Source organism: Streptomyces sp. NPDC047072 (assembly GCF_040643855.1).
Taxonomy (GTDB): Bacteria; Actinomycetota; Actinomycetes; order Streptomycetales; family Streptomycetaceae; genus Streptomyces.
In genome coordinates this window covers 38,236-63,591 of the sequence record NZ_JBEYVC010000001.1, presented here as the reverse complement: position 1 = coordinate 63,591, position 25,356 = coordinate 38,236, and the positions used below count along the sequence as shown (strand labels likewise).

The following is a 25,356-nucleotide window of genomic DNA, read 5'->3' as shown; positions in this document are numbered from 1 at the left end:
CTGCCAGGCCGCACAGCGAGGTGCCGCACTCCATGAACACTCCTCCCCCACCTCGGGCTTCGTCCTTCCCGTCCGTGCGCGTGGCCGCCCTGACCTCCGTCGCCCTCCTGCTGCTCGCCGGCTGCTCCGGCTCCGGCGACCACGCCCTCGGCGCGTCGGCGGGCGGGGCCAAGGCCGCCGGCTCCGGGCGGAAGGTCGTCCTGATCACCCACGCGGGCAAGGACGACGCCTTCTGGGAGCGGGTGCGCAAGGGCGCCGAGGCGGCGGCCGCCAAGGACGGCATCGAGCTGACCTACGTCAATGACGCCGACTCCGCCGGGCAGGCGCAGCTGGTGCGGGACGCGGTCGCCGAGCGGGTCGACGGCATCGCGGTGACCCTGGCCAAGCCGGCCGCGATGCGGGCACCGGTGCGCGCGGCGAGAGCCGCCGGCATCCCCGTCGTCGGCCTCAACTCCGGGATCGACGAATGGAAGGCACAGGGCCTGCTGGAGTACTTCGGCCAGGACGAGAGCGTCGCCGGTACGGCCGTCGGGAACAAGCTCGACGAGTACCGGGCCCGGCACACGCTGTGCGTCATCCACGAGCGGGGCAACGTCGCCCTGGAGGCCCGCTGCGCCGGCGTGAAGAAGACCTTCGACGGCGACACCGAGAACCTCTACGTGGAGGGCACCGACCCCGACGCCGTGAACGCCGCCCTCACGGCGAGGCTGCGCCAGGACACCAGCATCGACGAAGTGGTCACCAACGGCGCGCAGTTCGCGCTGGACGCCGTCAAGTCGGTGAAGGAGGCCGGGAGCACGGCGAAGATCGCCACCTTCGACCTGAACAACGACATCGTCGCCGCGGTACGGAAGGGGCAGGTGCAGTTCGCCGTCGACCAACAGCCCTACCTCCAGGGCTACCTCGCCGTGGACGCGCTCTGGCTCTACCGGACCAACGGCAACATCACCGGCGGCGGCGCGGCACCCGTGCTCACCGGACCCGCGTTCGTCACCCGCACCAACGTCGCCGCGGTCGCGAAGTTCGCGGCGGCGGGCACCCGTTGACCGTCTCGGGGGAACCTTCCCCCGCTCCGCTGCCCCTCCCGCTGTCCCCTCCGCCCCGAACTCCCTGACCGCCCAAGGACGACCATGCCCGACCGGAAAGGTGCCCGGCGCCGCCTCGGCTCCATACGTCTCTCCCTCATCCTGCTGGCCCTGGTGCCGAGCGTCACCCTCGCCGCCCTGTGGGGCGTGACGACGACGCAGATGTTCTCGGAGGGCCTCCGGCTGCGCTCGCAGACCCAACTGAGCAAGCAGACCGGCGCGATGGGCACCGAGACCACGCTCGCGCTCCAGGGCGAACGCGCCCTCTCGGCCGCCTGGCTGGCCAAGGTGCCCGGCGCGAAGGCCGGGCTCGCCGAGAAGCGCGCGGACACCGACAAGGCGGTCGCCCAGCTCGTCGGCCGGTCCGACGAGATCCAGCGGGCGCCCTCGCGCATCGCCGACCAGCTGTACTCGGTGCTCGGCTCGGTGGGCAGCCTGGAGTACTACCGCGACCAGGTGGACGACCCCAGCGACATCACCGCCGCGCAGGCCCTGGACCAGTACACGTCGATCATCGACGACCAGATCCACGCCTTCCAGGAGCTCTCCCAGGTCGACGACGGCGACCTCACCTCGCAGGCGGGCCCGCTGGTCGCCCTGGAGCACGCGGCGGAGCTGACCTCCCAGGAGGACGCCCAGCTCACCCTGGCCTGGCCGTCCGGGCACTTCGACGAGAAGTCGTGGGAACAGTTCGTCCAGCTGGTCAACACCCGGCGCTGGCTGGTCGAGGACCAGATCCTGCCCGCGCTGACCGGCGACGCCAAGGCGGAGACCGAGCGGATCCTGGCGAGCGCGGACTGGAAGAACCTGCTGGCCGTCGAGGACCAGGTGCTCGCCGCCCGGCCCGACGCCGACGGCCGGGTCGCGCTGCCGAACGAACGGCAGAAGTGGATGGCCGCGATGGACAAGGTGTCCGTCCGCTACGCCGCCCTGATCCGGCAGCAGACCTCCGAACTGCTCACCCGCAGCGCCGACAAGGCCCGCGGGCTGCTGCTGACGGCCGCCTCCCTCAGCGCCGCGGGCCTGGTCGCCCTGCTGCTGTGCGTGTGGATGTCCTGGCGGATCACCCGGTCGCTGTCCCGGCGGCTGCGCGGGCTGCGCGAGGCCACGCTGGGGCTCGCGCAGGAGCGGCTGCCGGACGTGGTGGCCAGCCTGGAGCGCGGTGAGCCGGTCGACATCGACCGGGCCGCGCCCGAGCTGGACTACGGCTCGGACGAACTCGGGCAGGTGGCCAAGGCGTTCAACACCGCGCAGCGTACGGCGGTGGAGACCGCGGTCGAACTCGCCGACACCCGGCGGGGGTTCCAGAAGGTGATCCTCGGCATCGCCCGGCAGAGCCAGAACCTGGTCAACCTCCAGCTGAGCCGGCTCGACACGCTGGAGCGGCAGCACCAGGACCCGGACGTGCTGGCGGGACTGTACGAACTGGACTCCACGGCCAGCCAGTTGCGCCGCTACGAGGAGAACCTGGTCATCATCAGCGGCGGGCAGCCCCGTCGTAGCTGGACCGAGCCGGTGGCGCTGGTCGACATCCTGCGCAGCGCGGTCGGGGAGGTCGCCGAGTACCAGCGGGTGGAGGTGCACACCGACGAGGAGGTGTCGCTGGCGCCGCCCGCGGTCGCCGACGTGATCCATCTGCTGGCCGAGCTGATCGAGAACGCCACGCTGTACTCCCCCGCGCCGAGCCCGGTCGGGGTGCGGGCGGGGCTGGTCGCCAAGGGGCTCGCCGTCGAGGTCGAGGACCGGGGTCTTGGCCTGTCCGAGGAGGACTACGCCTCCTTCAACGCGCAGTTGGCCGTACCGCCGAAGTTCGACGTGGTCGCCCTCGCGGACGACCTCCGCCTCGGCATGTTCGTCATCGCCCGCCTCGCCACCCGCCACGGCATCACCGTGACCCTCCGCTCCTCGCCGTACGGCGGAACGACGGCGATCGTCCTGATCCCGCACGACATCGTCGTACGCGAGGAGGCGGGGACCGGTCGGCGGCCGGACGCGGGGCACTGGGCGGGGGACGCGGATGCCGGGGCCGGGGCCGAGGCGAGGAGGGGTACGGCGCGCGGCGCGGTTCCCGCGGGCGCGGCACGGGGAGCGGTCTCCGCGGGTCCGACACGGGAGGCGATCCCCGCGCGCACGGCACGCCAGGCGCTCGGAGCGGGTCCGGGTGCCGGCACGGATTCGGACTCGGGATCAGGCACGGGCACGGGCACCGATGCGGGCTCAGGATCGGGCTCGGACGCGGGCTCGGACGCGGGCTCGGGCGACGCGGCAGGGCCCGGTGACTCGGCGGGTGAGGACTCGTCGGGGACGGGAGGCTCCGTGCGGGCGGACCGCCCCGTGGACTCGGCCGGTTCCGCGAGCGCGGCCGACGGCTCCGGCGACGCGGACGACGACGCTACGGCCCTGAAGCGCGCCGTCCGCTCCTGGAACGCCGCGGGCAGGGGTGGGGCCACGCAGTCCACGCCCGCGGAGGGTACCGGCACCGCAGACGCCGTACCCCCGGAGAGCACCCGCGCCGCAGACGCCGTACCCCCGCCACCTCCCGGCGAGCCCGGCTCCGGGCACCGCCAGGCTCCCGTGTCGGCCGGTCGGGACGCCCCGCGGCTCCCGCACCGGGCCCCCGGCGCCGCCCCCCGCCCCGGCGGTCTCGCGCCGCTTCCCAAGCGGGTGCCGCAGACCAGTCTCGCCGTCGAACTGCGGGACGACGCGCCCGTGGTGGACGAGGTCGCCGACGACTTCACCGCGGATCACGCGGCCGCCTCCCTCGCCGGGTTCCAGCGCGGCACCCTCCGCGCCCGCGACGAGGACGAGGACGGACATCTCGGTGCGCGGGACGAGGAACCGGCCCGCGCCCAGGACCATCCGCTCGGCACCCAGGAGGACCCCGCCGCAGGGAACGGCGCACCCGCCCCCCAGGACGACCCGCTCGACGTCCCCCAGGATCCGGCCGCCACCGCGACTCCCCAGACCGATCGCTCATGAAGGACAACGCCATGACACGCCCCACCCCCGCCACGCACACCCAGCTGGATCAGCTGCTGACCGGTCTCGTGGACCGGGTAGCCGACGTGACCCAGGCCGTCGTGCTCTCCGAGGACGGCCTGGTGGTGAGCAAGTCGACCGGTTTTCTGCGCGACGACGCCGAGCGGCTGGCGGCCACCGCGTCCGGCCTGATGAGCCTGAGCAAGGGGGTCAGCATGGACTTCCGGGGCGGCCCGGTGCGCCAGGCCCTGATCGAGATGGCGAACAGCTTCCTGATCCTCACCTCGGCCGGCCCCGGCGCCCACCTCGTGGTCCTGACGGGACCGAACGCCGACGTCGGCGTGGTGGCGTACCAGATGAACATGCTGGTGAAGAAGATCGGCGAGCACCTCAGCGCGGCTCCACGGGCCGGCATCGGCCCCACCGGCGGATGAAGTGACCGACAGCGACGCGGCGGGCCGGCTGGTACGGCCCTTCGCCCTCACCGGCGGACGGACCCGGCCCAGCCGCGCCGACTTCACCCTCATCACCACGGTCACCGCGGTCGACCCACCGCCGGAGCGGGCCCGCAGACCGCAGCCCGAACAGGCCCGCATCCTGCGCAGATGCGCCCGCCCGGTCGCGGTCGCGGAGCTGGCCGCGCTGCTCGACCTCCCGGTCAGCGTGATCGTGATCATGCTGTGCGATCTGCTGGAGGCGGGCCTGATCAGCGCCCATCCGCCGCGCCCGGTCTCGGGTCGCACCCCCGATCTCGACCTGCTGCAGAAAGTGAGGGAAGGCCTTGGCCGGCTCTGAAACGTCCGCCGCGCGCGAGGCGACGCCCGCCCCGCCGGACACCGTCAAGATCCTGATCGCCGGCGGCTTCGGCGTCGGCAAGACCACGATGGTCGGCTCGGTCAGCGAGATCGCCCCGCTGCGCACGGAGGAACCGCTGACCATCGCGGGCCTCGGCGTCGACGACCTCGCGGGGATCGAACAGAAGCGGGCCACCACCGTGGCCATGGACTTCGGCCGCATCACCATCAACGACCAGCTGGTGCTGTACCTGTTCGGCACTCCGGGCCAGCAGCGGTTCTGGTTCATGTGGAACGACCTGGCCGTCGGCGCCCTGGGCGCGGTCGTCCTGATCGACGTGCGCCGTCCGGAGGCGAGCTTCGCCGCGGTGGACTTCTTCGAGCGCCGGAAGATCCCCTTCGTCGTCGCCGTGAACGGCTTCGGCGGCGAGCACCCCTACCCCGCCGAGGACATCCGCGAGTCCCTCGCGCTGCCGGAGAACGTCCCGGTGGTGCTCTGCGACGCGCGTCGCCGCGAGTCGTCCCGGGACGTGCTGATCGCGCTCCTGGACCTGCTGATCGCCTCGGCCGTGGACTAGGTTCACTCGTCGCGGCCGGTCAACTCCTCGTCGGACGGCGGGATGAGACGGGCCGTCAGATCCGGTTCGGCCAGGTCCCGGTCGAAGGGGAACAGCGGTCTGCGGACCCGGTGGTGGCCGAGGCGGACCAGGTCCTGGTCGACTCCGCCCGGGGTGAGGGCCATCTTCCAGTCGGCCGCCATCGCGAACAACTCCGGTTCCAGATAACCGATCTTGACGAGGACGACGTCCGCCGCGCGCGGGTCCAGGTCCAGGTCGGTGAAGTCGTGTTCGTGGTGGTACGGCTTGCGCAGCCGCGTCAGGATCACGTGCACGCTGCCGACCCTGAGCACGACCTCCACCTCCGCGTGCTGATCGCCGTGCCGGATCGCGTGGACGACTCCGGTGAGCGTGAGCGGGCCCGCGTGCCGGTCGTCGACCTCGGCGCCCGCGGTGACGGTGACGCTCGCTCCGACACCGGCCTCGACCGCGGTGGCGACGGCCGCGGGACCCGGGAGCGAGGCGTAGATGACCGTCGGTCCGGTCGGATCCTTGAACTCCGGTCTGGCCAGGACCTGTTCGAGGCCCCACGTGACGTCTCCGGCGCCGCCCGCGGTCGGGTTGTCGCCGGTGTCGCTGATGAAGTACGGGCGTCGCGGTGAGGCCAGTGCCTCGTCCAGGCACTCCTCCAGGGTGCCGGTCGGGGCGACGAAGGCGAAGTCGTGGCGGGCCTTCCAGAAGCCGTGCGCGAGGCGTTCGGCGCCGGTCGTGACGGCGGCCGCGTCATGACCGGTGACCACGACGGCGGCCCTGTTGCGGGGTTCGTCCGCCCAAGCGTAGCCGACCCAGATCGCCGCGTCCGTGACGCCGTCGGTCGCCTCGACCTCGTCCACGGCCGCGTACACGCTCTTCGCCGGTTCGATACGGGTGCTGGTCTGCTCTCCGGCGAGCAGTACGGGGACGGGGATCCATGCCTTGAGGGGGCGTGGGGCGCCGCTTGCCAGGTGCTCCACGAGGTTGCGGGCGGCGCGTTCCTTCGTCTCCATGGCGTCCTCGTGCGGGGCCATGCGGTAGCAGGTGATCAGGTCGGTGCGGTGGGTGAGTTCTCGGGAGACGTTGCCGTGGAGGTCCATCGACGTCGACACGATGGGTTTCGGGCCGATGATCTGGCGGATGCGGGCGAGGAGTTCGGCCTCTGCGTCGTCCAGGTTCTCGACCGTCATCGCGCCGTGGATGTCGTACCAGAGGCCGTCTATCGGCCCCAACTGCCGCAGTCTGTCGAGGAGTTCCTCGGTGAGGTCGGCGTAGGCGGTGGCCGTTACCGTGCCGCCGGGGAGGGCTTTGCCTACGAGGGCGCCTCGCCAGTGGGCCGACTCCCGCAAGGGCTGTCCCGGTGCGAGGAAGGGGTAGCGGGTGAGGACGTCGTCTCCTCGTAGGGGGTGGAAGGCGGGGGCCTCGGTACGGGCCGGGGAGAAGGTCGAGGATTCGATGCCGAGGCCTGCGATGGCGATGACAGGGCGGATTTGGGGGCTCCTAAGGTCGTTTGTCGGCTGCGGGTTCGTTGTGGCTGGTCGCGCAGTTCCCCGCGCCCCTAGGGAGTTGGCGTCACCGGCGCTCTCCCGATACCGCCTGCATGGCCATCGCCAAAGCTCTCTGCAGCGCGAACTGACCAGCCCCCATCAGCCCCGCGTCCGCTCCCAGTGACGTGCGTTCGATCACCAAGTGCTGTGTCACCAACGGGTGGCAGCCTTCGTAGAGTTGGCTGCGGACCGCCGCCACGAACGGCTCCAGCGTGGAGAGGATGCCGCCGAGGTACACCGCGTCGGGGTTGAAGAAGTTGACGTTGGCGGACAGGACTTGGCCCAGGTAGCGGCCGGCCTGGCGGACCGCTCGCGTCGCTTCCGGGTCCGCGTCGACGGCGAGTCGTACGACATCCTCCGTGGAGGAAACCGCATGCCCTCGCTCGCGCAGGATGCGGACCAGCGCGGCACCCGACGCCACCGTCTCCAGGCACCCCGTGTTCCCGCAGGAGCAGGGCGTGTCCTGGGCGGCCTCCACGCGCGCGTGGGTGATCTCGCCGGCCCCTCCGGTCGCCCCCCGGTACAGGCGGCCGTCGGCGATGATGCCCGCGCCGATGCCGGAGCCCGCCTTGACCATGATGGACTGGCGGTGCTCGGCGGGGCGGACGCTGTGCTCGCCGACGGCCATGCAGTTGGCGTCGTTCTCGACGGCCACCGGGACCGCGAAGCGCTCCTCCAGCCAGTCCCGGACCGGGAAGCGGTTCCAGCCGGGCATCCGGGCGGGGAGGGTCACCAGGCCCGGCTCGACGTCCACGGGGCCCGGCAGGCACAGGCCCACCCCGCGCAGCAGCTCCGGTCCGTGCTGGTCGACCAGTGCCTGGAGCGTCTCGACCAGGCCGGGCAGCGCGGCCTCGGGGCCGTCCGCCGTCGCGAACGGCACGGTGGAGACGTCCGTGAGGGCGCCGCCGGGGTGGATCACGCCCACGTGGGCGTGCTTGCCGCCTATGTCGGCGGCGACGGCGTATCCGTCGCTGCCGCCGAGCCGCAGCACCTTGCGCGGCCGACCGCCGGTGGAGGACACCGTGCCCTCCTCGGCGACCAGGCCGTGGGCGAGCAGTTGACTCACCGCGAACGACACGGTCGAGGGGGCGGCACCGAGCAGCGCGGTGAGTTCCGTACGGGTCGCCGCCTGCCCGGAGGCGAGGAGTTCGAGGATTCCCTCGGCGAGCGAGGAGAAGCCCGTGCCGTTTCTCCGATGGTGCTGGGGACTTTTTTCAAGCATGGACGAAGTTACTCCCGAATTTGACGGCCGGGACGTCGAGCGTAAGCCCGTCGGGCGCCTTCGGACTTTTTCCAGAACAGCAGAAACGGGCTTTTTACCGGGGAGCGCCTATTTATTCCAACCATCGGGGCGTTCACTGGCTCCACCCCCTGCTTCCGCCACCCTGGTTTCCTGGAGCGAACATGTCCCCAGCCCGCCCGAGACTCCTCGCCGGTGCCGCCGCGCTCAGCGCGGGCGCCCTGCTGCTCACCGCGTGTTCCGGGTCGAGCGACACGTCCTCGTCCTCCCACGACACGATCAACTACGCGCTGCCGGCGAACTTCACGCCGAACTGGATCCTGCCTATCGGCACCGCGGCCCACCTGAACACCAACAACATCTCCATCGCGAACACACTGTGGGAGCCGCTGATCGCCTATGACGGCTCGACCGGCAAGATCGGCTGGAACAAGGCGGGTTCGGTGGCCACGGACGCGAAGTTCGCGGCCGACAACAAGAGCGTGACGATCACGCTCGGCGACCGGCACTGGAGCGACGGAAAGCCCATCACGTCGGCGGACGTGAAGTTCTGGTTCGATCTCATCAAGGCGAACAAGTCGGAATGGGCGGGCTACAACCCGGGCAAGGCACCCGACAACTGGACGTCCTTCAAGACCGTCGACGCCCGGCATTTCACCATCGCCTTCGACAAGGCGTACAACCCGCAGTGGATGCTGGCCAACGAGCTCAGCGCCATCAACCCGCTGCCGCAGCACGCGTGGGACCAGGGCGGTGACGCCAAGAAGACGTGGACGTACCTCAACGACGCGGCCAAGAACATCTCGGCGTACGCCTCCAACCCGCTGTGGAAGACCATCAGCGGACCCTACGCCGTCAAGTCCTTCTCCACCGCAGGCAAGGTCGTCCTGACCGCCAACAAGAAGTACGACGGCGGCGAGAAGGCGAACATCCCGACGGTGAACCTGCTCCCCTTCACCACCTCCGACGCCGAGAAGAACGCGCTGCGTTCGGGCAGCGTCGACTACGGCTACATCGAGGCGACCGACCTCGACCAGAAGGACAGCTTCACCGCGCAGGGCTACAAGGTCGAGCCGTGGTCGGGCTGGGCGATCACCTACATGCCGTACAACTTCAACAACCCAGCTATGGGTGCCGTGTTCAAGCAGTTGTACGCCCGTCAGGCGATCCAGCACTCGATCGACCAGGCGAGCCTCGCGAAGGTCGTCTTCAACGGCACGGCGGTGCCCGGCTACGGGCCGGTCCCGCAGGGCCAGGCCTCGGACTTCCTGTCGGCCACGCAGAAGGACAACCCGTACCCGTTCTCGACGGACACCGCCAAGTCCCTGCTGACGCAGCACGGTTGGACCGAGCAGGGCGGGGTCATGACCTGCACGGACGCCTCGCTGTGCGGTGCGGGTGTCGCCAAGGGCACGAAGTTCGAGATGCAGGTGCTCTCGCAGTCCGGGTCGGCGGTGACCGACAACATGATGAGCGCGATCCAGTCCTCGCTCGCGAAGACCGCCATCAAGTTCTCCATCAAGACCGCCCCGGTCAACTCCGTGCTGTCGCAGACCCCGCAGTGCACGGCCAAGCAGTCCATCTGCAAGTGGCAGCTGTCCTTCTTCGGCACCATGGGCAGCTGGTATTTCAGCGCCTTCCCGACCGGTGACTCGCTCTTCCAGACCGGAGGCGGCTCCAACTTCGGCAACTACTCGAACTCCTCGGTCGACAAGCTCGTCGACGCGGCTACGACGTCGAGTTCCACGCAGGCGATCCAGGACTACAGCGCGGCTCTCGCCAAGGACCTGCCGGTGATCTGGCTGCCGGAGCCCGTCTACCAGATCTCCGTCATGAAGAACGGGCTGGGCGGCTTCTCCCAGGACTCGCTCGCCAACTTCCACCCGGCGCAGTGGAAGTGGACCAGCTAGTGGAGACGGTCCTGTATCTCGTCCGGCGGCTGCTCCAGGCCCTCGCGGTGATCCTGATCGTCACGGTCGTGGTCTTCTGTCTGCTGCACGCGCTGCCCGGGGGTCCCGCGCGCGGGATCCTCGGGCCGCAGGCGACGGCCGGGCAGATCGCCGCGTTCAACCACGAACAGGGGCTCGACCGGTCACTGCCCGTCCAGTACGTCTACTACCTGCGCGAGTTGGTGCAAGGGGACCTCGGGACGTCGTACACGCTCAACGATGCGGTCTCCCGGCTGATCGAGCAACGGCTGCCGAAGACGCTGGTGTTGACCGTGTTGTCGGCGGTGGTGGGGCTGTTGCTGGCCGTTCCGCTGGGGATGTGGCAGGCCGTGCGGCGCAACCGGCCGACGGACTACGCCATCACCACGCTGAGCTTCGTCGCGTACTCGACTCCCGTGTACTTCCTCGGACTTGTGCTGATCCTGGTGTTCACGCAGACGCTGCGGTGGTTTCCCTCGCAGGCGCCGCAGGGGGATCCGGCCGCGCTGGTCCTGCCGGTGGTGACCGGGGCGGCGTCGATGGTGGCCGTCTTCAGCCGGTACATGCGGGCGGCGACGCTCGAAAATCTCGCCGAGGACTATGTGCGGACCGCTCGGGCGGGGGGTGCGGGGCAGTACGCGGTGCTGTTTCGGCATGTGTTCCGGAACTCGTTGACTCCGGTGGTGGCGATGCTCGGGTACTACGTGCCGGTGCTGTTCGGAGGGGCGTTGGTGGTGGAGCAGCTCTTCAACTACCCGGGGATGGGGCTGTTGTTCTGGTCCGCGGCTCAGTCGTCGGACTATCCGGTGCTGCTCGGGTGTGTGCTGGTGATCTCTGTGGCGACGGTGGTGGGCTCGCTGCTTGCGGATGTCGTTCAGCGGGTTGTGGATCCTCGGGTGAAGGGTGGGCGGGTGTGAGTGTGCAAACCGCGGGCCGGTGGGGGTTGATCGCGCAGTTCCCCGCGCCCCTGAGAGCGCGCTTCGCGCGCAACAAGCTCGCCGTTGCCGGGCTCATCACAGTGATCCTCTTCCTTCTCTTCTGCTTCGTCGGGCCGCTTCTCTACTCAACCGATCAGACCCATACCGATCTCACCCAGGTCAACCTCCCTCCCAGCGGGGCGCATTGGCTCGGTACCGATGCCGTGGGACACGATCAGCTCGGGCGGCTCATGTACGGCGGGCAGGTGTCGTTGCTCGTCGGGCTTGCCGCCGGTGTGCTGGCCACCGTCATCGGGACCCTGTGGGGTGCCGTCGCGGGGTATGCGGGTGGCTGGGTCGACGCCGTGATGATGCGTGTTGTCGATGCCGGGATCGCCATTCCCGCGCTGTTCATCCTGCTCGTCGTGTCCGCCATCACCAGTCCCGGGACGCTCGGGCTGATCGTCGTGCTCGGGCTGGTGTCGTGGCTCGTGCCGTCGCGGCTGGTGCGGGCCGAGACGCTCACGCTGAAGAACCGGGACTACGTGCTCACCCTGCGGGCGACCGGCGGGACGCACGGGCGGGCGATCCGGCGGCACATCCTGCCCAACTCGGTGTCCACGATCGTCGTCGCGGCCACCTTCCAGGTCGCCGACGCGATCCTGCTCATCGCCTACGTGTCGTACCTCGGGCTGGGTGTGCAGCCGCCGAAGACCGACTGGGGCGGGATGCTGTCGGCCGGGCTCAACGCCGCCTACTCGGGACGCTGGTGGCTGATCGTGCCGCCGGGCCTCGCGATCATCCTCGTCGTGTGCGCGTTCAACGCGATCGGCGACGGACTGCGCGACGCCTTCGACGTGAAGGGACGGGGATGACGAACATCCTGGAGATCGACGACCTGGACGTGACCTTCTCGACGGAGACCGGTGACGTGCCGGCCGTGCGCGGGGTGTCCCTGCACGTGCGGCCCGGTGAGACGCTCGCGGTCGTCGGGGAGTCCGGGTCCGGCAAGTCCACGGTGGCACTGGCCTCGATGGGGCTGCTGCCCGGCAACGCCCGCGCGGCCGGGCGGATTTCGGTGGACGGTACGGACGTGGTCGGGGCCGCGGAGGGACAACTCGCCCGGTTGCGCGGGCGTACGGCGTCGATGGTGTTCCAGGAACCCGCCACCGCCCTCGATCCGCTCACCCGGGTCGGCGCGCAGATCGCCGAAGTCGTACGCAACCACCGGGACGTCTCCCGCAAGGAGGCCGCGGCGGAGGCGGTCGAACTCCTGCGCCGCGTAGGGATTCCGGAGCCGGAGCGGCGGGCGTCCGCGTTTCCGTTCCAGTTGTCGGGCGGGCAGCGGCAGCGGGTCGTCATCGCGATGGCGATCGCCAACTCGCCCGGTCTGCTGATCGCGGACGAGCCGACCACGGCGCTCGATGTCACCGTGCAGGCCGAGATCCTCGATCTGCTGCGACGGCTCGCCGCCGACTCCGACACGGGCGTGCTGCTGGTCACCCACAACATGGGCGTGGTCGCCGACTTCGCCGACCGGGTCGCGGTGATGCTGCGGGGCGAGGTGGTGGAGACGGGGCCGGTGGAGGAGGTTCTGCTGCGGCCGACGCACGAGTACACGCGGCAACTGCTGTCGGCCGTACCGAAGTTGCGGTTCGACGGTGTGGACGCCGAGCCCATGGAGGCCGCTCCCGTGGTCGAACTCCGGGATGTGTCCGTGCAGTTCGGGCGCCTACAAGCCCTGCGGGACGTGTCCCTCGACGTCCGGCCCGGCGAAACAGTCGGTCTCGTCGGCGAGTCCGGGTCGGGCAAGTCGACGGCCGCTCGGGTCGCGCTCGGGCTCATCGCGCCCGCCGCCGGGTCCGTGTCGCTGTTCGGCACCGAACTGGGGCGCGTCCGGGGCCGGAAACGGCGGGCGCTGCTCGCCGGGGTCGGCGTGGTGCTCCAGGATCCGGTGGCCTCGCTGGACGCGCGGATGAGTGTGGCGGAGTGCGTGGCCGAGCCGCTGCGGGTGCACCGGCGGGACATGTCGGCCGCCGAGCGGCGGGCCCGGGTCGCGGAGGTGCTCGAACTGGTGCGGCTGTCCAAGGAGTTGGCCGGGCGCGGGCCGCGTGAGCTGTCCGGCGGTCAGCGGCAGCGGGTCAGTCTCGCGCGGGCGCTGGCCCTGCGGCCCCGGCTGCTGGTCGCGGACGAGCCGACGAGCGCGCTGGACGTGAGCGTGCAGCGGACTGTCCTTGAGGTGATCGCCGAGTTGCAGCGGGAGTTGGGGTTCGCCTGTCTCTTCGTCTCCCACGACCTGGCCGTCGTCCAGGAGTTCGCCCAGCGGGTCGTCGTCTTGCGGGCGGGCCGTGTGGAGGAGCAGGGGCCGACCATGTCCACGCTGCTGCGCCCGGAGACCGAGTACACCCGGCGGCTCATCGCGGCCGTACCGGTGCCGGATCCGGTCGTCCAACGGCGTCGGCGGGCCCAGGTGCGGACGGAGGCCACCGCGTGACGCCGACGGTCGCGGGCGTCGACATCGGCGGTACGACCACACAAGTCATCCTGTGCGCACCGGACTTGACCGTCCTGGACCGGGTGGAGGTACCCACCCCGGCGGCGGCCGGCGGGACCGCGATGGTGGGGGCGGCGCTGGACGCCGTACGCCTGCTGCTGGCACGCGAGGAGACACGGCGGCCCGGGAGCACAGGGCCGTCCGGGGACACGCGCCTGCTCGGCGTCGGGATCGGTGCCGCCGGTGTCGTGGACGCGCGGGCCGGGCGGGTGCTGGTGGCCAGCGACTCCTTCCGGGAGTGGGCCGGGTTCGCGGTGACGGCCGCGGTCGAGTCGGCGCTCGGGGTGCCCGCGTTCCTGGACAACGACGTCAACGCGTTCCTGCGGGGCGAGGCGACGGCCGGGGCGGTGGCGGGCGAGACACATGTGCTCGGAATGACCCTGGGCACCGGGGTCGGCGGGGCACTGTGGCTGGACGGCGCCCTCTACGACGGGCCGCACGGCGCTGCGGGCGAGATCGGACACGTGCCCGGCTTCGGCGACCTGCCCTGCACCTGCGGCGGACGCGGGCACCTGGAGACCCTGGCGTCGGGGCGGGCGATCGCGGCACGCTACGAAAAGCAGTACGGGGAGAAGTACGGGGAGCGGCACCGCGAGAAGCACCGTGAGCAGTACCGCGAGCGATACGGCGACCGCTCCGGGCAACGGGCCCTCAGCGCCCGCGACGTGGCGAAGGCGGCCGAGGACGGCGACCTCGCGGCCCGCGCGGTGTTCGAGACCGCGGGCACCGCCGTGGCCCGCGCGGTCCTGCTCACGGCGGGCCTCCTCGACATCACCACGGTCGTCGTCGGCGGCGGTGTCACCGGCTCCTGGGACCTTCTCGCGGCCCCCATCGACCGCGCCCTGGCCGCCGAACCCCCGGTCAGCGGGCACCCGTTGCGGGTACTGCCCGCACAACTCGGCGGAGACGCGGTGGCGGTGGGCGCGGCGGCCCGGGCATGGGCGGAACTCTGAGCCGGCCTCGGCGGAACCGGGGCCGGCCCGGTGGAGCCAGGGGCCCGGCCCGGTGGAGCCAGGGGCGGGCCTACGCCCAACCCCCTTGTCAGCTCAGCCCGTTCGCCTTCAGCCAGGCCTTCGCCACGTCCAGCGGGTCCTTGCTCTCGAGCTGCACCTGGGCGTCCATCTCCAGGAGCGCCTTGGTGTCGAGCTTGGCGGAGACCGCGTTGAGCGCGTCCACCCCCTCCTGCGACAGCCCGGACTTGTAGACCAGCGGCGTCACGTTGGCGAACCCGAAGAGGTTCTTCGGGTCCTGGAGGGTGACGAACTTCTCCTTCACGATGGTCGGGTCCGTCGTGAAGATGTCCGCCGCCTGCACGGTGTTCTTCTTCAGCGCCGCCTGGGTCAGCGGACCGCCCGCGTCCAGCGCCTTGAAGGACTTGAACTTCAGGCCGTACTCGGACTCCAGGCCCAGCAGACCCTGCTGCCGGGTCTGGAACTCCGGCGAGCCGCCGATGACCAGCTCGGAGGCGATGTCCTTGAGGTCCGCGAGCGTGGACGCGGAGGTCAGCTTGTACTTCTCGGCGGTCGCCGCGTTGATCGTGACCGAGTCCTTGTCCTCCGCGGGCGCCGAGTTCAGCAGCGTCAGCTTCGAGTCGAGCTTGGTCTTGACGGCGGCGTCGACGGCCGCGGCCGACTCCTGCGCCGCGTCCTTGTCCAGGTAGGCGAGGAGCGAGCCGTTGTACTCGGGCAGGACGGTGATGGAGCCGTTCTTCAGCAGGCCGTAAGTCGTCTCGCGGCTGCCGATGTTGGGCTTGTAGGTGACCTTGACGCCCTTGGCCTTCAGGGCCTCGCCGTAGATGTCGGCGAGCAGGATGCTCTCCGCGAAGTTGTTGGAACCGACGACCACGGTGTCGCCGCTGGCGGCGCCCGCCGTGTCCTCGGAGAGCGGGTCGGAGGTGTCGTCCGAGGACCCGCATCCGGCCAGCAGGGCCGCGGCGGCGGCGAGCGCGAGGGCGGCCACGCCGGGGTTCTTCCTGAGGGACCTGGGCTGTGCGGCGGTAGAAGTCACGATTTCCGTTCCGGACTGAGGGGTTCCTGAGAAGCTCTTGCGTCGATCCAATCCAGCGGCTTCTCACTCAGTCAAGAACAGCCTGGTCACAATTGCCGTCACTGTGTGGTCCGTTGTGAAGGAAGAACGAAAACGGCACGCCGGGTCCGGTCAGGTTGTAACGGATTCTTGACTCAGGGTGGCGCGAAGCGCCGTCCGAAGAGGCTGTAGTCTCGCGTGAGTTGGCGCCAGGTCACAGAGGCGTGCGGGGGCCGCTTTGGTGTCTTTGGGCACCATCCGCACCATTCCGGTGGCGATACCGGAAGCGATCGGATTCGGTCACGCGAGTACCTCGTGTGAAACACCCACGAAGGAGGCCTGGTGTCCACGAACGAGGTGGGCGCGGACGCAACGGCCGAGACCGCCAAGCGCGGCAGCCGCGCACTGCGGGACTTCGCGGAACGCTGGCCCTTCCGGCGCAAGCTCAACATCCTCGTGGGCATCCCGCTCGCGGTGGTCGCCGTGCTCCTTGCCTATCTGATCACCGACCAGGTCGGCCGCTCCCAGGACGCGGCGGACGCGGCCCAGTTGGTGCGCAACAGCGCCCAGGTGGCCAAACTGGTCGGGCAGTTGGAGGCCGAGCACCAGCAGGCCGTACTGCTCTCGGTGCGCCACCAGTCCAGCTGGGACGGCGGCACCCCTTCGCCGACCGACTACCGCGAGGCGCAGAGCGCCGTGGACGACCAGGTGACGAAGGTGCGCACGGCCTTCGGCGGCGGGCTGCCGGACGAGGAGGCGCGGGCCCTCAGGGAGATCGAGGGCCTGGCGGACCTGCGCCGCACCATCGAGCAGAGCTATCTGCCCGCCGACAACATCGACCCGGCCTACAACGACGCCGCCCAGGGCCTGATCGACGGTCTCGGCCTCGACCGCGACCCCGCCCTCGCGGCCACCTTCACCGGCAACCTGCTCGACTCGCTGCTGCGCGCCGACGCCGCCCACGGCGCCTTCGAGACCGGTGTCTTCTCCGCGACGACCGGCGACTCCAACGCCCTCATCGAGCTGATCGGCGCGATCGGCTCCTACGACGAGTACGTCCACCAGGCCGACCGCTTCGCCCGGTTCGCCACCTCCGCGCAGGCGGAGACGCTCGGCGGGATCGAGCACAACGCCGCCCAGGCCACGATCGCCCGCCAGTACGCCGAGCTCCAGATCGACCCGAGCGCGCTGCAGGCCGAGTCGCAGGCGGAGATCAGGCAGGCCTTCGACACCGCGCTCGCCTCCTACCCGGACTACCGCACCCAGGCGAGCACCCGGCTGAAGGTCACCACCTCGCTGATCGACCAGATCGCCGACCGGGCCGACAACGCCTCCAGCAGTGCCCGGTCCAACGCCCTCTGGCTGCTCACCAGCGCCCTGGTCGGCTTCGTGCTGTGGCTCGCCTTCTCGGTCGCCGTCCGCCGCTCGGTGGTCCGCCCGGTGCAGGCGCTCACCTCGGCCGCCAAGGAGGTCGCCGAGGTCGCGGGCCGTGAACTCGCCCGGGTGGCCGACGACGACACCGAGGACGCCGGTCCGCCGCGGCTCCAGGCGATGCCGGTCACCGCGAAGGACGAGATCGGCGACCTGGCCGACGTCTTCAACCAGGTGCAGACCACCGCGGTCGCGCTGCTGGAGCGCCAGGTGCTCAGCCGGCGCAACGTCGCCGAGATGTTCGGCAACGTGGGCCGCCGGGTCAGCAACCTCACCACCCGCCAGCTCGCCCTCATCGACGCGGTCGAGCGCGGCGAGACCGACCCGGCGCTCCTCGAACGCCTCTACTCCATCGACCACATCGCGGTCCGGCTGCGCCGCAACGCCGACAGCCTGATGCTGCTCGCCGGCATCCGCGAGACCGTCCTCGACTCCGGTCCGCTCGCGCTCACCAACGTCGTACGGGCCGCGCTCGGGCAGATCGAGGGGTTCCAGCGGGTCGCGCTCCAGGTCGGCACCGAGGTCATGGTCGAGCCCGACATCATCGGCGACCTCACCCTCATGGTGGCCGAACTCGTCGAGAACGCCGTGTCGTTCTCGCCCGCGGGCAGCCCCGTCGAGGTGACGGTCAAGGAGAACCACGAGGGCGCGCTCGTCGTCATCTCCGACCACGGTCTCGGCATGAGCCCGGAGCGCCTGGAGGAGGAGAACGCCCGCCTGATCCGGCGCGAGCGGCTCGACGTCGTCCCGACGAAGGTGCTCGGCCTGTTCGTGGTCGGCACCCTGGCCCGCCGCTGGGAGATCTCCGTCCTCCTCACCCGCACCCCGGGCGGCGGCGTGACGGCCGAGGTGACGATCCCCTGGTCCCTGCTCCTGACGATGAGCCCGGTGACGGTCGCCGCCGGCGGTTCGACGGAGACGGCGGAGGCGGGCGTGACCAGGGTGGACGAACACTCGGCCCCCATCGGCGGCCCGAGCCCGAGCATGGCCGTTCAGGAGGAACCCGGTGACGGACCGGCCTCGCTTCCTCGCCGTGTCCCGCAGCGTGACGCCGAACTCCCCTCCAACGGGGCGCCGTTCATCCCGAAGGCCCGCACCGGGGAGACAACGGTGTCCGCCGCGACCAGCGCTTCGGCCGCGGACCCGACCGACCCCGCCGACCCCGCCGGTCCCCGCCCCCTCCGTCGCCGGGTCCGTGGAGCCACCCTTCGTACGACCTTCGGCGCCGACCCGGCCGCCCGTCCCGCCCCCTCGCGCCCCGAGGACGCCGACGCCGTACGCGACGCGCTCGACGAGTTCGAGGCCGCCGTAGAACGTGCGCACCGCGACAGCGAGACCGGCAGTCACGCGCGGCCCGGACTCCAGGCCGCCCCGGACAGACCCGCATCCGACCCCCAGCAGGACCCGCACAACCAGAACCACTCCCCGGAAGGAGCGGAGCAGTGAGCACGTCGACAGGTGACACTCCCACGGGAGGCACCACGCCGGCCGACCTCCAGGCCGCCGCAGCCGACTTCACCTGGCTGCTGAACCGTTTCGCGACGGAGACCGCGGGCGTCGTCGACGCCATCGCCGTGTCCTCCGACGGCCTGCTCATCGCCGTGTCGGAGCTGCGTGAACACGCCGACTCCGAACGCCTCGCCGCGATCGTCTCCGGCATCACCAGCCTGGCCGCCGGCGCCTCCGGCAACTACGGTCTGGGCGGCCTCAACAAGGTCATCATCGACCTGGAGGGCGGCCATGTCCTGGTCTCCGCCGTCGGCAGCGGCGCCGTGCTCGGCGTGGTCACCGACAAGGAGGCCAAGCTCGGCAACATCGCGTACGAGATGACGCTGTTCGCGAACCGCGCCGGTGCCGCGCTCAGCCCCCAGCTGGTGCTGGAGCTGAAGAACAGCGTCGGCGCCACCTCCAAGCGCTGACCGAGAAGGAAGTCCAGTCATGGCGGACGGCTCCACTCCCCCGGACCCGGAACCGGCCGGTCGCGTCGCCGCCGTACGGCCGTTCCTGGTCACCGCCGGCCGGGTGGCGCCCAGTCCGTCCGGCCGGACGATGCCCGTCGAGACCCAGGTGGTGGCCACCGCCGAGGGTCTCGCCGGGCTCGAACGGCTCTCCTTCGAACAGCACGACATCGTCGCCGCCTGCCGGATCCCGCAGTCCATCGCGGAACTGGCGGCCCGGCTGCGGCTGCACCTGAACGTGGTCCGCGTCCTCGCCGAGGACCTGCGCACGGCGGGGCAGCTGACGGTGCATGTCCCCGACACCGGCGTCGTCCACGACGCGTCCGTCCTGCGCAGGCTCATCGACGGCCTGCGTGCCATCCCCGACTCCCGAGGGGTACTCCGTGACTCCGACTGAACCGGCCACCCGGCCCTCGGCGGCGCAGGCCGCCGCCGTACGACCGCCGCTACCGGTCAAGATGGTGATCGCGGGCGGCTTCGGCGTGGGCAAGACCACGACCGTCGGTTCCATCTCCGAGATCGAGCCGCTGACCACCGAGGCCGCCATCACCGAGGTCGCGGCGGGCGTCGACGACCTCACGCACACGCCCCGCAAGACCACGACCACGGTGGCGATGGACTTCGGCTGCATCACCATCGACCCCACGCTGAAGCTGTACCTGTTCGGCACGCCGGGCCAGGAGCGCTTCGGCTTCATGTGGGACGACATCGTCGAGGGCGCGATCGGCGGCCTGGTCATCGTCGACACCCGCCGCCTCGACGACTGCTACGCGGCGGTCGACTACTTCGAGCACAAGCAGATCCCGTTCGCGGTCGCCGTCAACGCCTTCGACGGCCAGGTCCAGCACACCCTGGAGGAGGTCCGCTGGGCCCTGGACGTCAACGAACGCACCCCGATCGTCGTCTTCGACGCGAGGGAACGGGGTTCGGTGCGGGACGCGCTGCTGGTGGTCCTGGAGCAGGCGCTGGCCCGCACCGAGGGGTGACTACACGCTCCGCCGTACTCCCTTGGACACCGCCGTCCGTCCCACCGCCCAGAACACCCCGAGCGTCACCAGGGCCAGCGCGGCGACGAGGGTCGCCCCACCCACCACCTTCTCGTAGTTGCGCTGGTACAGCCCGTCCACGATGTACCGCCCGAGCCCCCCGAGCGCCACATACGCGGCGATCGTGGCCGTGGAGACGATCTGGATGGCGGCCGACCGCAGCCCGCCCAGGATCAGCGGAAGGGCGACGGGGAGTTCGACCCGGAAGAGCACCTCCACCTCCCCCATCCCCATCCCCCGGGCCGCGTCCACCGGCGCCGGATCCACCGACCGCATCGCCTCGTACGTCGTCACCAGGATCGGCGGAACGGCCAGCACCACCAGCGGAATCATGACGTTCACCAGCCCGAACCCGAGCAGCAGCGTCATCAGCACCAGCAGACCGAACGTCGGCAACGCCCGCCCCGCGACGGCGATCAGCGCGAGCGCGTTGCCGCCCCGCCCGTAGTGCCCGGTGACCAGCCCCACCGGCAGCCCGATCGCCGCGGCGATGGCGAGCGCCTCCAGCGTGTACTGGACGTGCTCCCCCAGCCGCGTCGGAATCCCGTCGTACCCGCTCCAGTGCGCACTGTCGCTGAAGAACGCGTTGATGAAGTTGAGGACGTTCACAGGGCCGCGCCCTCCGGTTCGGGCCGCGCCGCACGCCGTGCTCGCGCACCGCTCGGCATCCAAGGGGTCAGCAGCAGTCGTACGACGACCAGCAGCCCGTCGGCGAGGACGGCGAGGACCGCCATCGTCACCACGGCGTTCACCGCGAGCTCGGGCCGGTTGTAGATGTTGGCGTCGTTGATGAGGTTGCCGAGCGCGCCCTGGTTGCCGATGAGCGCCCCGACGCTGACAAGTGAGATGCTCGACACGGTGGCGACCCGCAGCCCCGCGATGATCGCGGGCACGGCGATCGGCAACTGCACCTGGACGTACCGGCGTACGGGCCCGAAGCCCATCGCGGTGGCCGCGGCGAGCGTCTCCTGCGGCACCGAGCGCACGCCGTCGACGATGGCCGGCACCAGCACGACGAGCGTGTACACGGTGAGCGGGATCATCACCGTGAGCTCGGTCTGCCCGGTGTAGTCGATGAGGATGACGAAGAACGCCAGCGACGGGATCGCGTACAGGATGGTCGTCACCCACAGCACGGGCGGGTACAACCACCGGAAGCGCACGCAGAGTTGGGCGAGCGGCAGCGCGATCACCAGCCCGGCGAGAACGGGCAGCAGCGCCTCGCGCAGATGCAGCCCGATCAGCCCGAGCCAGCTGTGCTGGAGGTCGCTGGGGATGTCGAAGAAGCCGTTCACCGGCCGGCCTCGACATCCGTACGGCCTTCCGCGTGCGCCCCGCGGATCGCCTCGCCGATGCTCTGCTGGGAGACCACCCCGGCCACCCGCCCCTCGGCGTCGACACCGACGGCCCACCCGGTCGGCGAGAGCACCGCACAGTCGAGCGCGGACCGCAGCGAGTCCGTACCGGCGGTGAACGGCCGCCCGAACGAAAGGAGTTGCCCCGCGTCGATGCTCCCGGCGGTCAGCTGCTCCGGCTCGCCCCACCCAAGAGGCTTGCCGTTCACGTCGGTGACGAGGAGGTAGGGCGCGTCGCCCGAGCCGCGGGCGGCGATCTGCTCGGCGGTGGCGTCGACCGCGACGACCGGGGAGGTGAGCAACTCCAGTCCCGCGGAGGAGAAGAAGGAGAGCCGCCGGATGCCTCGGTCGGCGCCGAGGAAGTCCTCGACGAACGCGTCGGCGGGGTGCGAGAGCAGCTCGGCGGGCGGCGCGTACTGGGCGAGCTTGCCGCCGGTGCGCATCACGGCGACCATCGTGCCGATCTTGACGGCCTCGTCGATGTCATGGGTGACGAAGACGATGGTCTTGCCCAACTCGTCCTGGATACGGAGGAGTTCGTCCTGGAGTCCCTTGCGGACGACGGGGTCGACGGCGGAGAACGGCTCGTCCATGAGCAGCACGGGCGGGTCGGCGGCGAGCGCCCGGGCGACCCCGACGCGCTGCTGCTGCCCCCCGGAGAGCTGGTACGGATACCGCTTGGCGAGGGACGCGTCGAGCCCGACCCGCTCCATCAACTCCCGTGCCCTGGCCCGGGCCTTGTCCTTCCCCCAGCCGAGCATGCGGGGCACGGTGGCGATGTTGTCCACGATCGTGCGGTGCTGGAAGAGACCGGCGTTCTGGATGACGTAACCCATGGACCGCCGCAGCGTGTTCACGGGCTGCTGCCGGCTGTCCTTCCCGTCGATGAGGATGGTCCCCTCACTGGGCTCGACCATCCGGTTGATCATCCGCAACGTCGTGGTCTTACCGCACCCCGAGGGCCCCACGAGCACGGTGATCGAACGATCGGGTATCTCCAACGAGAGCCGGTCGACCGCCACCGTGCCGTCCGGGTACCGCTTGGTGACTGAATCTATCCGTATCAAAACGCCGAATACCCTTCGGGTCTGGCAGAGTTTGCCCACACGTGACCGGCCTGGTGGACCGTCCGGCAGAGTCTAGACCGCTTGTGTTTCGGCGCTTCGTGGGTGGCCCCCACTGCGGGGCTCGACCCGCTCGGACCCCTCGATCAGCCTCAGTGTGCTCCGGCCGGCATCGACGAAGAGGGCGTAGTTGACACCGCCGTTGTGAGCGGAGCGGAACCGGATGCCCTGGACGTCCAGTTCGGCCGAGGCCCTCAAGCAGTCGGTCACGTACTGCGTGGGCCGGTAGTCACGGTGTCTGCGGCCGTCGTAGAAGACCGGTTTGCTGAGGTCCTGGGCGAACTCGTGGAGGAAGACCAGCGCATCGCGGCGCGCGGCCTGCTTCCGGTCGAAGGGGCTGGGCAGTTCGGGGATGTCGACCAGGTCGAGCACGCGCAGTTCCCGGATCGTCTCGAAGGCCGCGACGGCGGCGAACGGCCGGCCGTCCCGGGCGGAGATCTCCACGACGGCCGTGCCGCTGTCGGCGGAACCGTAGAAGAGAGGGACCCCCGCGCGGCTCATCCGGTTCTCCGCGGCACGCTCGGCGGGCACGGCGCCGATGTCCGGGGCGCGGTAACCGGGGAGCGTCGCGTCCGAGCGCATACGACCCCGCCAGATCTTCCTGCCGGGCTCAACGATCCTGACGATGCGCTCCGCACGGACGATGTCGGCGATCCGTCCCATGAGGGCTTCCAGCCGGTGCCGGTCGGAGCGGGGTGAGAGGTCGCCGTCCGACAGGTCCAGATCACGGTCGACCGTCGTCCGGCACAGCCACTCCCAGTTGTCCTGCAACGGGCAGGTACGGGGCACGAACTCGACCGGCTCGCCGCTCCACTGCCGTCGGTCCACATGGTCCAGGACGGCCCTGAGCACCTCAGCGTCGAGCGCCGCCCCGCAGTGCTCGGTGATCGCCTGCGCCGGGTCGGGCGGCGCCTTGGGCGAGCCGTGGCCGGACAGCGCGGAAAGGAGGGTGGTGGTGAGCCCGTCCACCCGGACGACCCGCACCGGGCCGCTCGCGCCGTGGGCGCAGAACGCACACTCGCCCTCGAACGCCACAAGCTGCAGCTCTTCGGCGAGGAACTCGTCGCGGACGTGCCGGAGACACAGAGCCCTGACGTCCGCCTCCGGATCGCAGGGCTCGGCCCCGTCGTCGCCGTCGGCGCTTCCCATGCCCCCAACGTACAACGGGCCCCTGGGCCGGGCACGCGGACCTACGCCATGCCGTGCTCCGCGTCGTGCTCCGCCTGCTTCGCGAGCAGCCGTTCCCTGAGCCGGTCGAAGCTGCGTCTTCTGCGGGCGGCGAAGTGGATGCTCCACGAACTGTCGCTGTCGTCGGACAGTTCGCTCATCAGCGCGCCCCAGACGAGGTCGAAGCTCCGGTCGGGTGTGATGTCACCGCGCCCGGAGCCGAACAGGGGAAGGCAGATGGAGCTGAGGTGCAGGCCCAGTTCGCGGCGTTCTCTGCGGGCCACCTCGAAAATGTTGTGGGTGGCGCGGGTGATGGCGTGCGGGTTGACGATGTACTCGCCGGTGCCGTCCACCGGGGTGACGACGGCCGCGTGGTAGATGCGGTGGACGCCGCGTTCGGCGAGCGCGCCGGACGGGGTCGGTGCGACCGTGCCCTCGCGGACCGGGAGACCGTAGCGGGCGTTGGTCCGCAGCCAGGCGATGAGGCTGTCGCCGGCCACGTCCTCGAGGATCTCCCCGCCGGCCCCTTTCACGGCGGCGGCACGGCGCAGACTGCCCGAGGTCGAGGATTTGAAGAACTGGGACATCTGCAGGTAGATGTTCTCCGACGACGCGATGACGTCGATACCGCGCAGCTGTTCCAGCGGGCCGCCGTGAATGAAGAACGGCGTGGTGGAATCACCGGTCCGCACGACAACCGGCCCGAACATCTCGTGTTCTGCCAGAAACTCCTCACTTCTCGCCCCTGAATGCGCATGCGTGGGCGCACCCGAAACCGACTCCTCCGGAAATGGCTCCAGCAGGGCTTTGTCCAGATTGCCGCGCAACGCGCGAACGAGCCGTCCGTCGGGGCCCGGCTTGATGACGGAGAAATGGTCGCCGGGCAGCACGGCGGCCTCGGGGAAGACCCCCACGGCCGAGGAGTGCGAGACCACGTTGTCGCTCTCCCCGGCGTAGGACATGAAGGGGATCGGGCAGCGGTCGCTGGACACGTACCGGGCGTGCACGATGCCCGTCATCACCCTGCGCTGCGCCTCCTGCACCGAGGCCTGGAGCGGCCGCAGTTCACGCTCCTGGTTGTTGCCGATGACACCCATGAGACTGCGGCGCAGCAACAGGAAGAGTTCCGAACCGTTGTTGGGGCAGGCGAACATCACCACCCGCCGGATCCGGGCGAGTTCCCAGCCGCGCCCCTCGGCGAGCATCCGTGACAGATAGCGCTGCACCACGAGCCCGCCCTGGCTGTGGGTGACGAAGACCAGACGCTGATGGGAGACCGGCTGGCCGTCGAGATAACTTCTGAGGCTCTCGGCGACGGTGTCGAGGTTCGGAATTTTGCGCAGCGGGCTGATCGACGACCGCGGTGTCGCGTAGTCGAAGAAAAGCAGGTCGAATTCCTGTGCAATGCCGGGCATCCCCGATAACTGCGCGCGGAGATCGCGCCAGGTCTCGGACGAGGAGAACAGTCCGTGAACGAAAACTATCGCGGCCCTGTCCACGGTTCCCCCCGTCGTCGTGTCCCCGTCCCGAGCGGCCCGTTTCGGTTCCCAGGAATATAACCGTCCCGGTGCCGGGCCAACCGTCTGTGCCTTGCCTGTGAGTCCGCTGATTCTCAT

Annotated in this window: 22 protein-coding genes; 14 read left to right on the top strand and 8 right to left on the bottom strand. The window is 70.4% G+C overall.

The window, feature by feature from the left end; translation table 11 throughout:
* Window positions 1–32: 32 nt before the first annotated feature.
* The 5 genes from ABZ896_RS00270 to ABZ896_RS00250 all read left to right on the top strand — a co-directional run bounded on the left by ABZ896_RS00270 (window position 33) and on the right by ABZ896_RS00250 (window position 5,436).
* The gene (locus tag ABZ896_RS00270) at window positions 33–1,046 is read left to right on the top strand and encodes a substrate-binding domain-containing protein (protein ID WP_360919388.1); all 1,014 of its coding nucleotides are present in this window, start codon (window positions 33–35) and stop codon (window positions 1,044–1,046) included.
* Window positions 1,047–1,130: 84 nt separating this feature from the next.
* Window positions 1,131–4,064: a nitrate- and nitrite sensing domain-containing protein gene (locus tag ABZ896_RS00265; protein ID WP_360919385.1), complete on the top strand. Its 2,934-nt coding sequence runs from the start codon at window positions 1,131–1,133 to the stop codon at window positions 4,062–4,064.
* Window positions 4,065–4,075: 11 nt separating this feature from the next.
* On the top strand, window positions 4,076–4,498 hold the full coding sequence (locus tag ABZ896_RS00260) for a roadblock/LC7 domain-containing protein (protein WP_360919382.1): 423 nt from the start codon (window positions 4,076–4,078) through the stop codon (window positions 4,496–4,498).
* A gap of 1 nt (window position 4,499) precedes the next feature.
* A complete protein-coding gene (locus tag ABZ896_RS00255) occupies window positions 4,500–4,859 on the top strand; it encodes a DUF742 domain-containing protein (RefSeq protein ID WP_360919379.1) in 360 nt (119 codons plus the stop codon).
* A complete protein-coding gene (locus tag ABZ896_RS00250) occupies window positions 4,846–5,436 on the top strand; it encodes an ATP/GTP-binding protein (RefSeq protein WP_360919376.1) in 591 nt (196 codons plus the stop codon). The genes ABZ896_RS00255 and ABZ896_RS00250 overlap by 14 nt, the downstream gene beginning before the upstream one ends.
* 2 nt (window positions 5,437–5,438) lie before the next feature.
* Here the strand turns inward: ABZ896_RS00250 and ABZ896_RS00245 are convergent, their stop codons facing one another.
* Window positions 5,439–6,938, bottom strand: a complete 1,500-nt coding sequence (locus ABZ896_RS00245; RefSeq protein WP_360919747.1) for a M81 family metallopeptidase — start codon at window positions 6,936–6,938, stop codon at window positions 5,439–5,441.
* Between the two features lie 82 nt (window positions 6,939–7,020).
* Complete coding sequence (locus tag ABZ896_RS00240) at window positions 7,021–8,217, bottom strand: ROK family transcriptional regulator (protein WP_360919373.1); 1,197 nt, start codon at window positions 8,215–8,217, stop codon at window positions 7,021–7,023.
* Window positions 8,218–8,399: 182 nt separating this feature from the next.
* Here ABZ896_RS00240 and ABZ896_RS00235 point away from each other — a divergent pair, with 182 nt between their 5' ends.
* The 5 genes from ABZ896_RS00235 to ABZ896_RS00215 are packed head-to-tail and all read left to right on the top strand — an operon-like array spanning window position 8,400 to window position 14,587.
* The gene (locus ABZ896_RS00235; RefSeq protein WP_360919370.1) at window positions 8,400–10,145 is read left to right on the top strand and encodes a peptide ABC transporter substrate-binding protein; all 1,746 of its coding nucleotides are present in this window, start codon (window positions 8,400–8,402) and stop codon (window positions 10,143–10,145) included.
* On the top strand, window positions 10,145–11,080 hold the full coding sequence (locus ABZ896_RS00230; RefSeq protein ID WP_360919367.1) for an ABC transporter permease: 936 nt from the start codon (window positions 10,145–10,147) through the stop codon (window positions 11,078–11,080). The genes ABZ896_RS00235 and ABZ896_RS00230 overlap by 1 nt, the downstream gene beginning before the upstream one ends.
* 26 nt (window positions 11,081–11,106) lie before the next feature.
* A complete protein-coding gene (locus ABZ896_RS00225) occupies window positions 11,107–11,955 on the top strand; it encodes an ABC transporter permease (protein WP_360919364.1) in 849 nt (282 codons plus the stop codon).
* Window positions 11,952–13,574 (top strand): ABC transporter ATP-binding protein, encoded by a 1,623-nt coding sequence (locus ABZ896_RS00220; protein WP_360919362.1) that lies wholly within the window; start codon window positions 11,952–11,954, stop codon window positions 13,572–13,574. The genes ABZ896_RS00225 and ABZ896_RS00220 overlap by 4 nt, the downstream gene beginning before the upstream one ends.
* A complete protein-coding gene (locus ABZ896_RS00215; protein WP_360919359.1) occupies window positions 13,571–14,587 on the top strand; it encodes an ROK family protein in 1,017 nt (338 codons plus the stop codon). Before ABZ896_RS00220 ends, ABZ896_RS00215 begins: the two co-directional genes overlap by 4 nt.
* Before the next feature lie 88 nt (window positions 14,588–14,675).
* Here ABZ896_RS00215 and ABZ896_RS00210 read toward each other — a convergent pair whose 3' ends face one another.
* Window positions 14,676–15,641, bottom strand: a complete 966-nt coding sequence (locus ABZ896_RS00210; RefSeq protein WP_360919357.1) for an ABC transporter substrate-binding protein — start codon at window positions 15,639–15,641, stop codon at window positions 14,676–14,678.
* 360 nt (window positions 15,642–16,001) lie between these two features.
* Between ABZ896_RS00210 and ABZ896_RS00205 the strand changes: the two genes are divergently transcribed.
* From ABZ896_RS00205 to ABZ896_RS00190, 4 genes are read left to right on the top strand one after another with little or no spacing between them, the layout of a single operon-like run.
* Window positions 16,002–18,536, top strand: coding sequence for an ATP-binding protein (locus ABZ896_RS00205; protein WP_360919354.1), 2,535 nt, complete (start codon window positions 16,002–16,004; stop codon window positions 18,534–18,536).
* Window positions 18,533–19,009, top strand: a complete 477-nt coding sequence (locus ABZ896_RS00200) for a roadblock/LC7 domain-containing protein (RefSeq protein WP_360919349.1) — start codon at window positions 18,533–18,535, stop codon at window positions 19,007–19,009. Before ABZ896_RS00205 ends, ABZ896_RS00200 begins: the two co-directional genes overlap by 4 nt.
* Before the next feature lie 19 nt (window positions 19,010–19,028).
* Window positions 19,029–19,445 carry a DUF742 domain-containing protein gene (locus ABZ896_RS00195; RefSeq protein ID WP_360919346.1) on the top strand — a complete coding sequence of 139 codons (417 nt, stop codon included), beginning with the start codon at window positions 19,029–19,031 and terminating at the stop codon, window positions 19,443–19,445.
* The gene (locus tag ABZ896_RS00190; protein ID WP_360919344.1) at window positions 19,432–20,034 is read left to right on the top strand and encodes an ATP/GTP-binding protein; all 603 of its coding nucleotides are present in this window, start codon (window positions 19,432–19,434) and stop codon (window positions 20,032–20,034) included. Before ABZ896_RS00195 ends, ABZ896_RS00190 begins: the two co-directional genes overlap by 14 nt.
* On the opposite strand, the gene ABZ896_RS00185 is transcribed toward ABZ896_RS00190, so the two are convergent.
* The 5 genes from ABZ896_RS00185 to ABZ896_RS00165 all read right to left on the bottom strand — a co-directional run bounded on the left by ABZ896_RS00185 (window position 20,035) and on the right by ABZ896_RS00165 (window position 25,239).
* Window positions 20,035–20,703, bottom strand: a complete 669-nt coding sequence (locus ABZ896_RS00185; protein ID WP_360919341.1) for an ABC transporter permease — start codon at window positions 20,701–20,703, stop codon at window positions 20,035–20,037.
* Window positions 20,700–21,389 (bottom strand): ABC transporter permease subunit, encoded by a 690-nt coding sequence (locus ABZ896_RS00180; RefSeq protein WP_360919338.1) that lies wholly within the window; start codon window positions 21,387–21,389, stop codon window positions 20,700–20,702. The genes ABZ896_RS00185 and ABZ896_RS00180 overlap by 4 nt, the downstream gene beginning before the upstream one ends.
* Window positions 21,386–22,516: an ABC transporter ATP-binding protein gene (locus ABZ896_RS00175; RefSeq protein WP_360919335.1), complete on the bottom strand. Its 1,131-nt coding sequence runs from the start codon at window positions 22,514–22,516 to the stop codon at window positions 21,386–21,388. The genes ABZ896_RS00180 and ABZ896_RS00175 overlap by 4 nt, the downstream gene beginning before the upstream one ends.
* Before the next feature lie 72 nt (window positions 22,517–22,588).
* Entirely contained in the window at window positions 22,589–23,722 is a 1,134-nt protein-coding gene (locus ABZ896_RS00170) for an RES family NAD+ phosphorylase (protein ID WP_360919332.1), read from the bottom strand.
* Window positions 23,723–23,763: 41 nt separating this feature from the next.
* Complete coding sequence (locus ABZ896_RS00165; RefSeq protein WP_360919329.1) at window positions 23,764–25,239, bottom strand: alpha/beta fold hydrolase; 1,476 nt, start codon at window positions 25,237–25,239, stop codon at window positions 23,764–23,766.
* Window positions 25,240–25,356: the final 117 nt, after the last annotated feature.

Excerpts from the sequence above, each read along its gene's own strand:
- ABZ896_RS00195 (WP_360919346.1), top strand. The coding sequence starts at position 19,029 with ATGGCGGACGGCTCCACTCCCCCGGACCCGGAACCGGCCGGTCGCGTC.
- ABZ896_RS00265 (WP_360919385.1), top strand. The coding sequence starts at position 1,131 with ATGCCCGACCGGAAAGGTGCCCGGCGCCGCCTCGGCTCCATACGTCTC.
- ABZ896_RS00170 (WP_360919332.1), bottom strand. The coding sequence starts at position 23,722 with ATGGGAAGCGCCGACGGCGACGACGGGGCCGAGCCCTGCGATCCGGAG.
- ABZ896_RS00235 (WP_360919370.1), top strand. The coding sequence starts at position 8,400 with ATGTCCCCAGCCCGCCCGAGACTCCTCGCCGGTGCCGCCGCGCTCAGC.
- ABZ896_RS00240 (WP_360919373.1), bottom strand. The coding sequence starts at position 8,217 with ATGCTTGAAAAAAGTCCCCAGCACCATCGGAGAAACGGCACGGGCTTC.
- ABZ896_RS00220 (WP_360919362.1), top strand. The coding sequence starts at position 11,952 with ATGACGAACATCCTGGAGATCGACGACCTGGACGTGACCTTCTCGACG.
- ABZ896_RS00270 (WP_360919388.1), top strand. The coding sequence starts at position 33 with ATGAACACTCCTCCCCCACCTCGGGCTTCGTCCTTCCCGTCCGTGCGC.
- ABZ896_RS00260 (WP_360919382.1), top strand. The coding sequence starts at position 4,076 with ATGACACGCCCCACCCCCGCCACGCACACCCAGCTGGATCAGCTGCTG.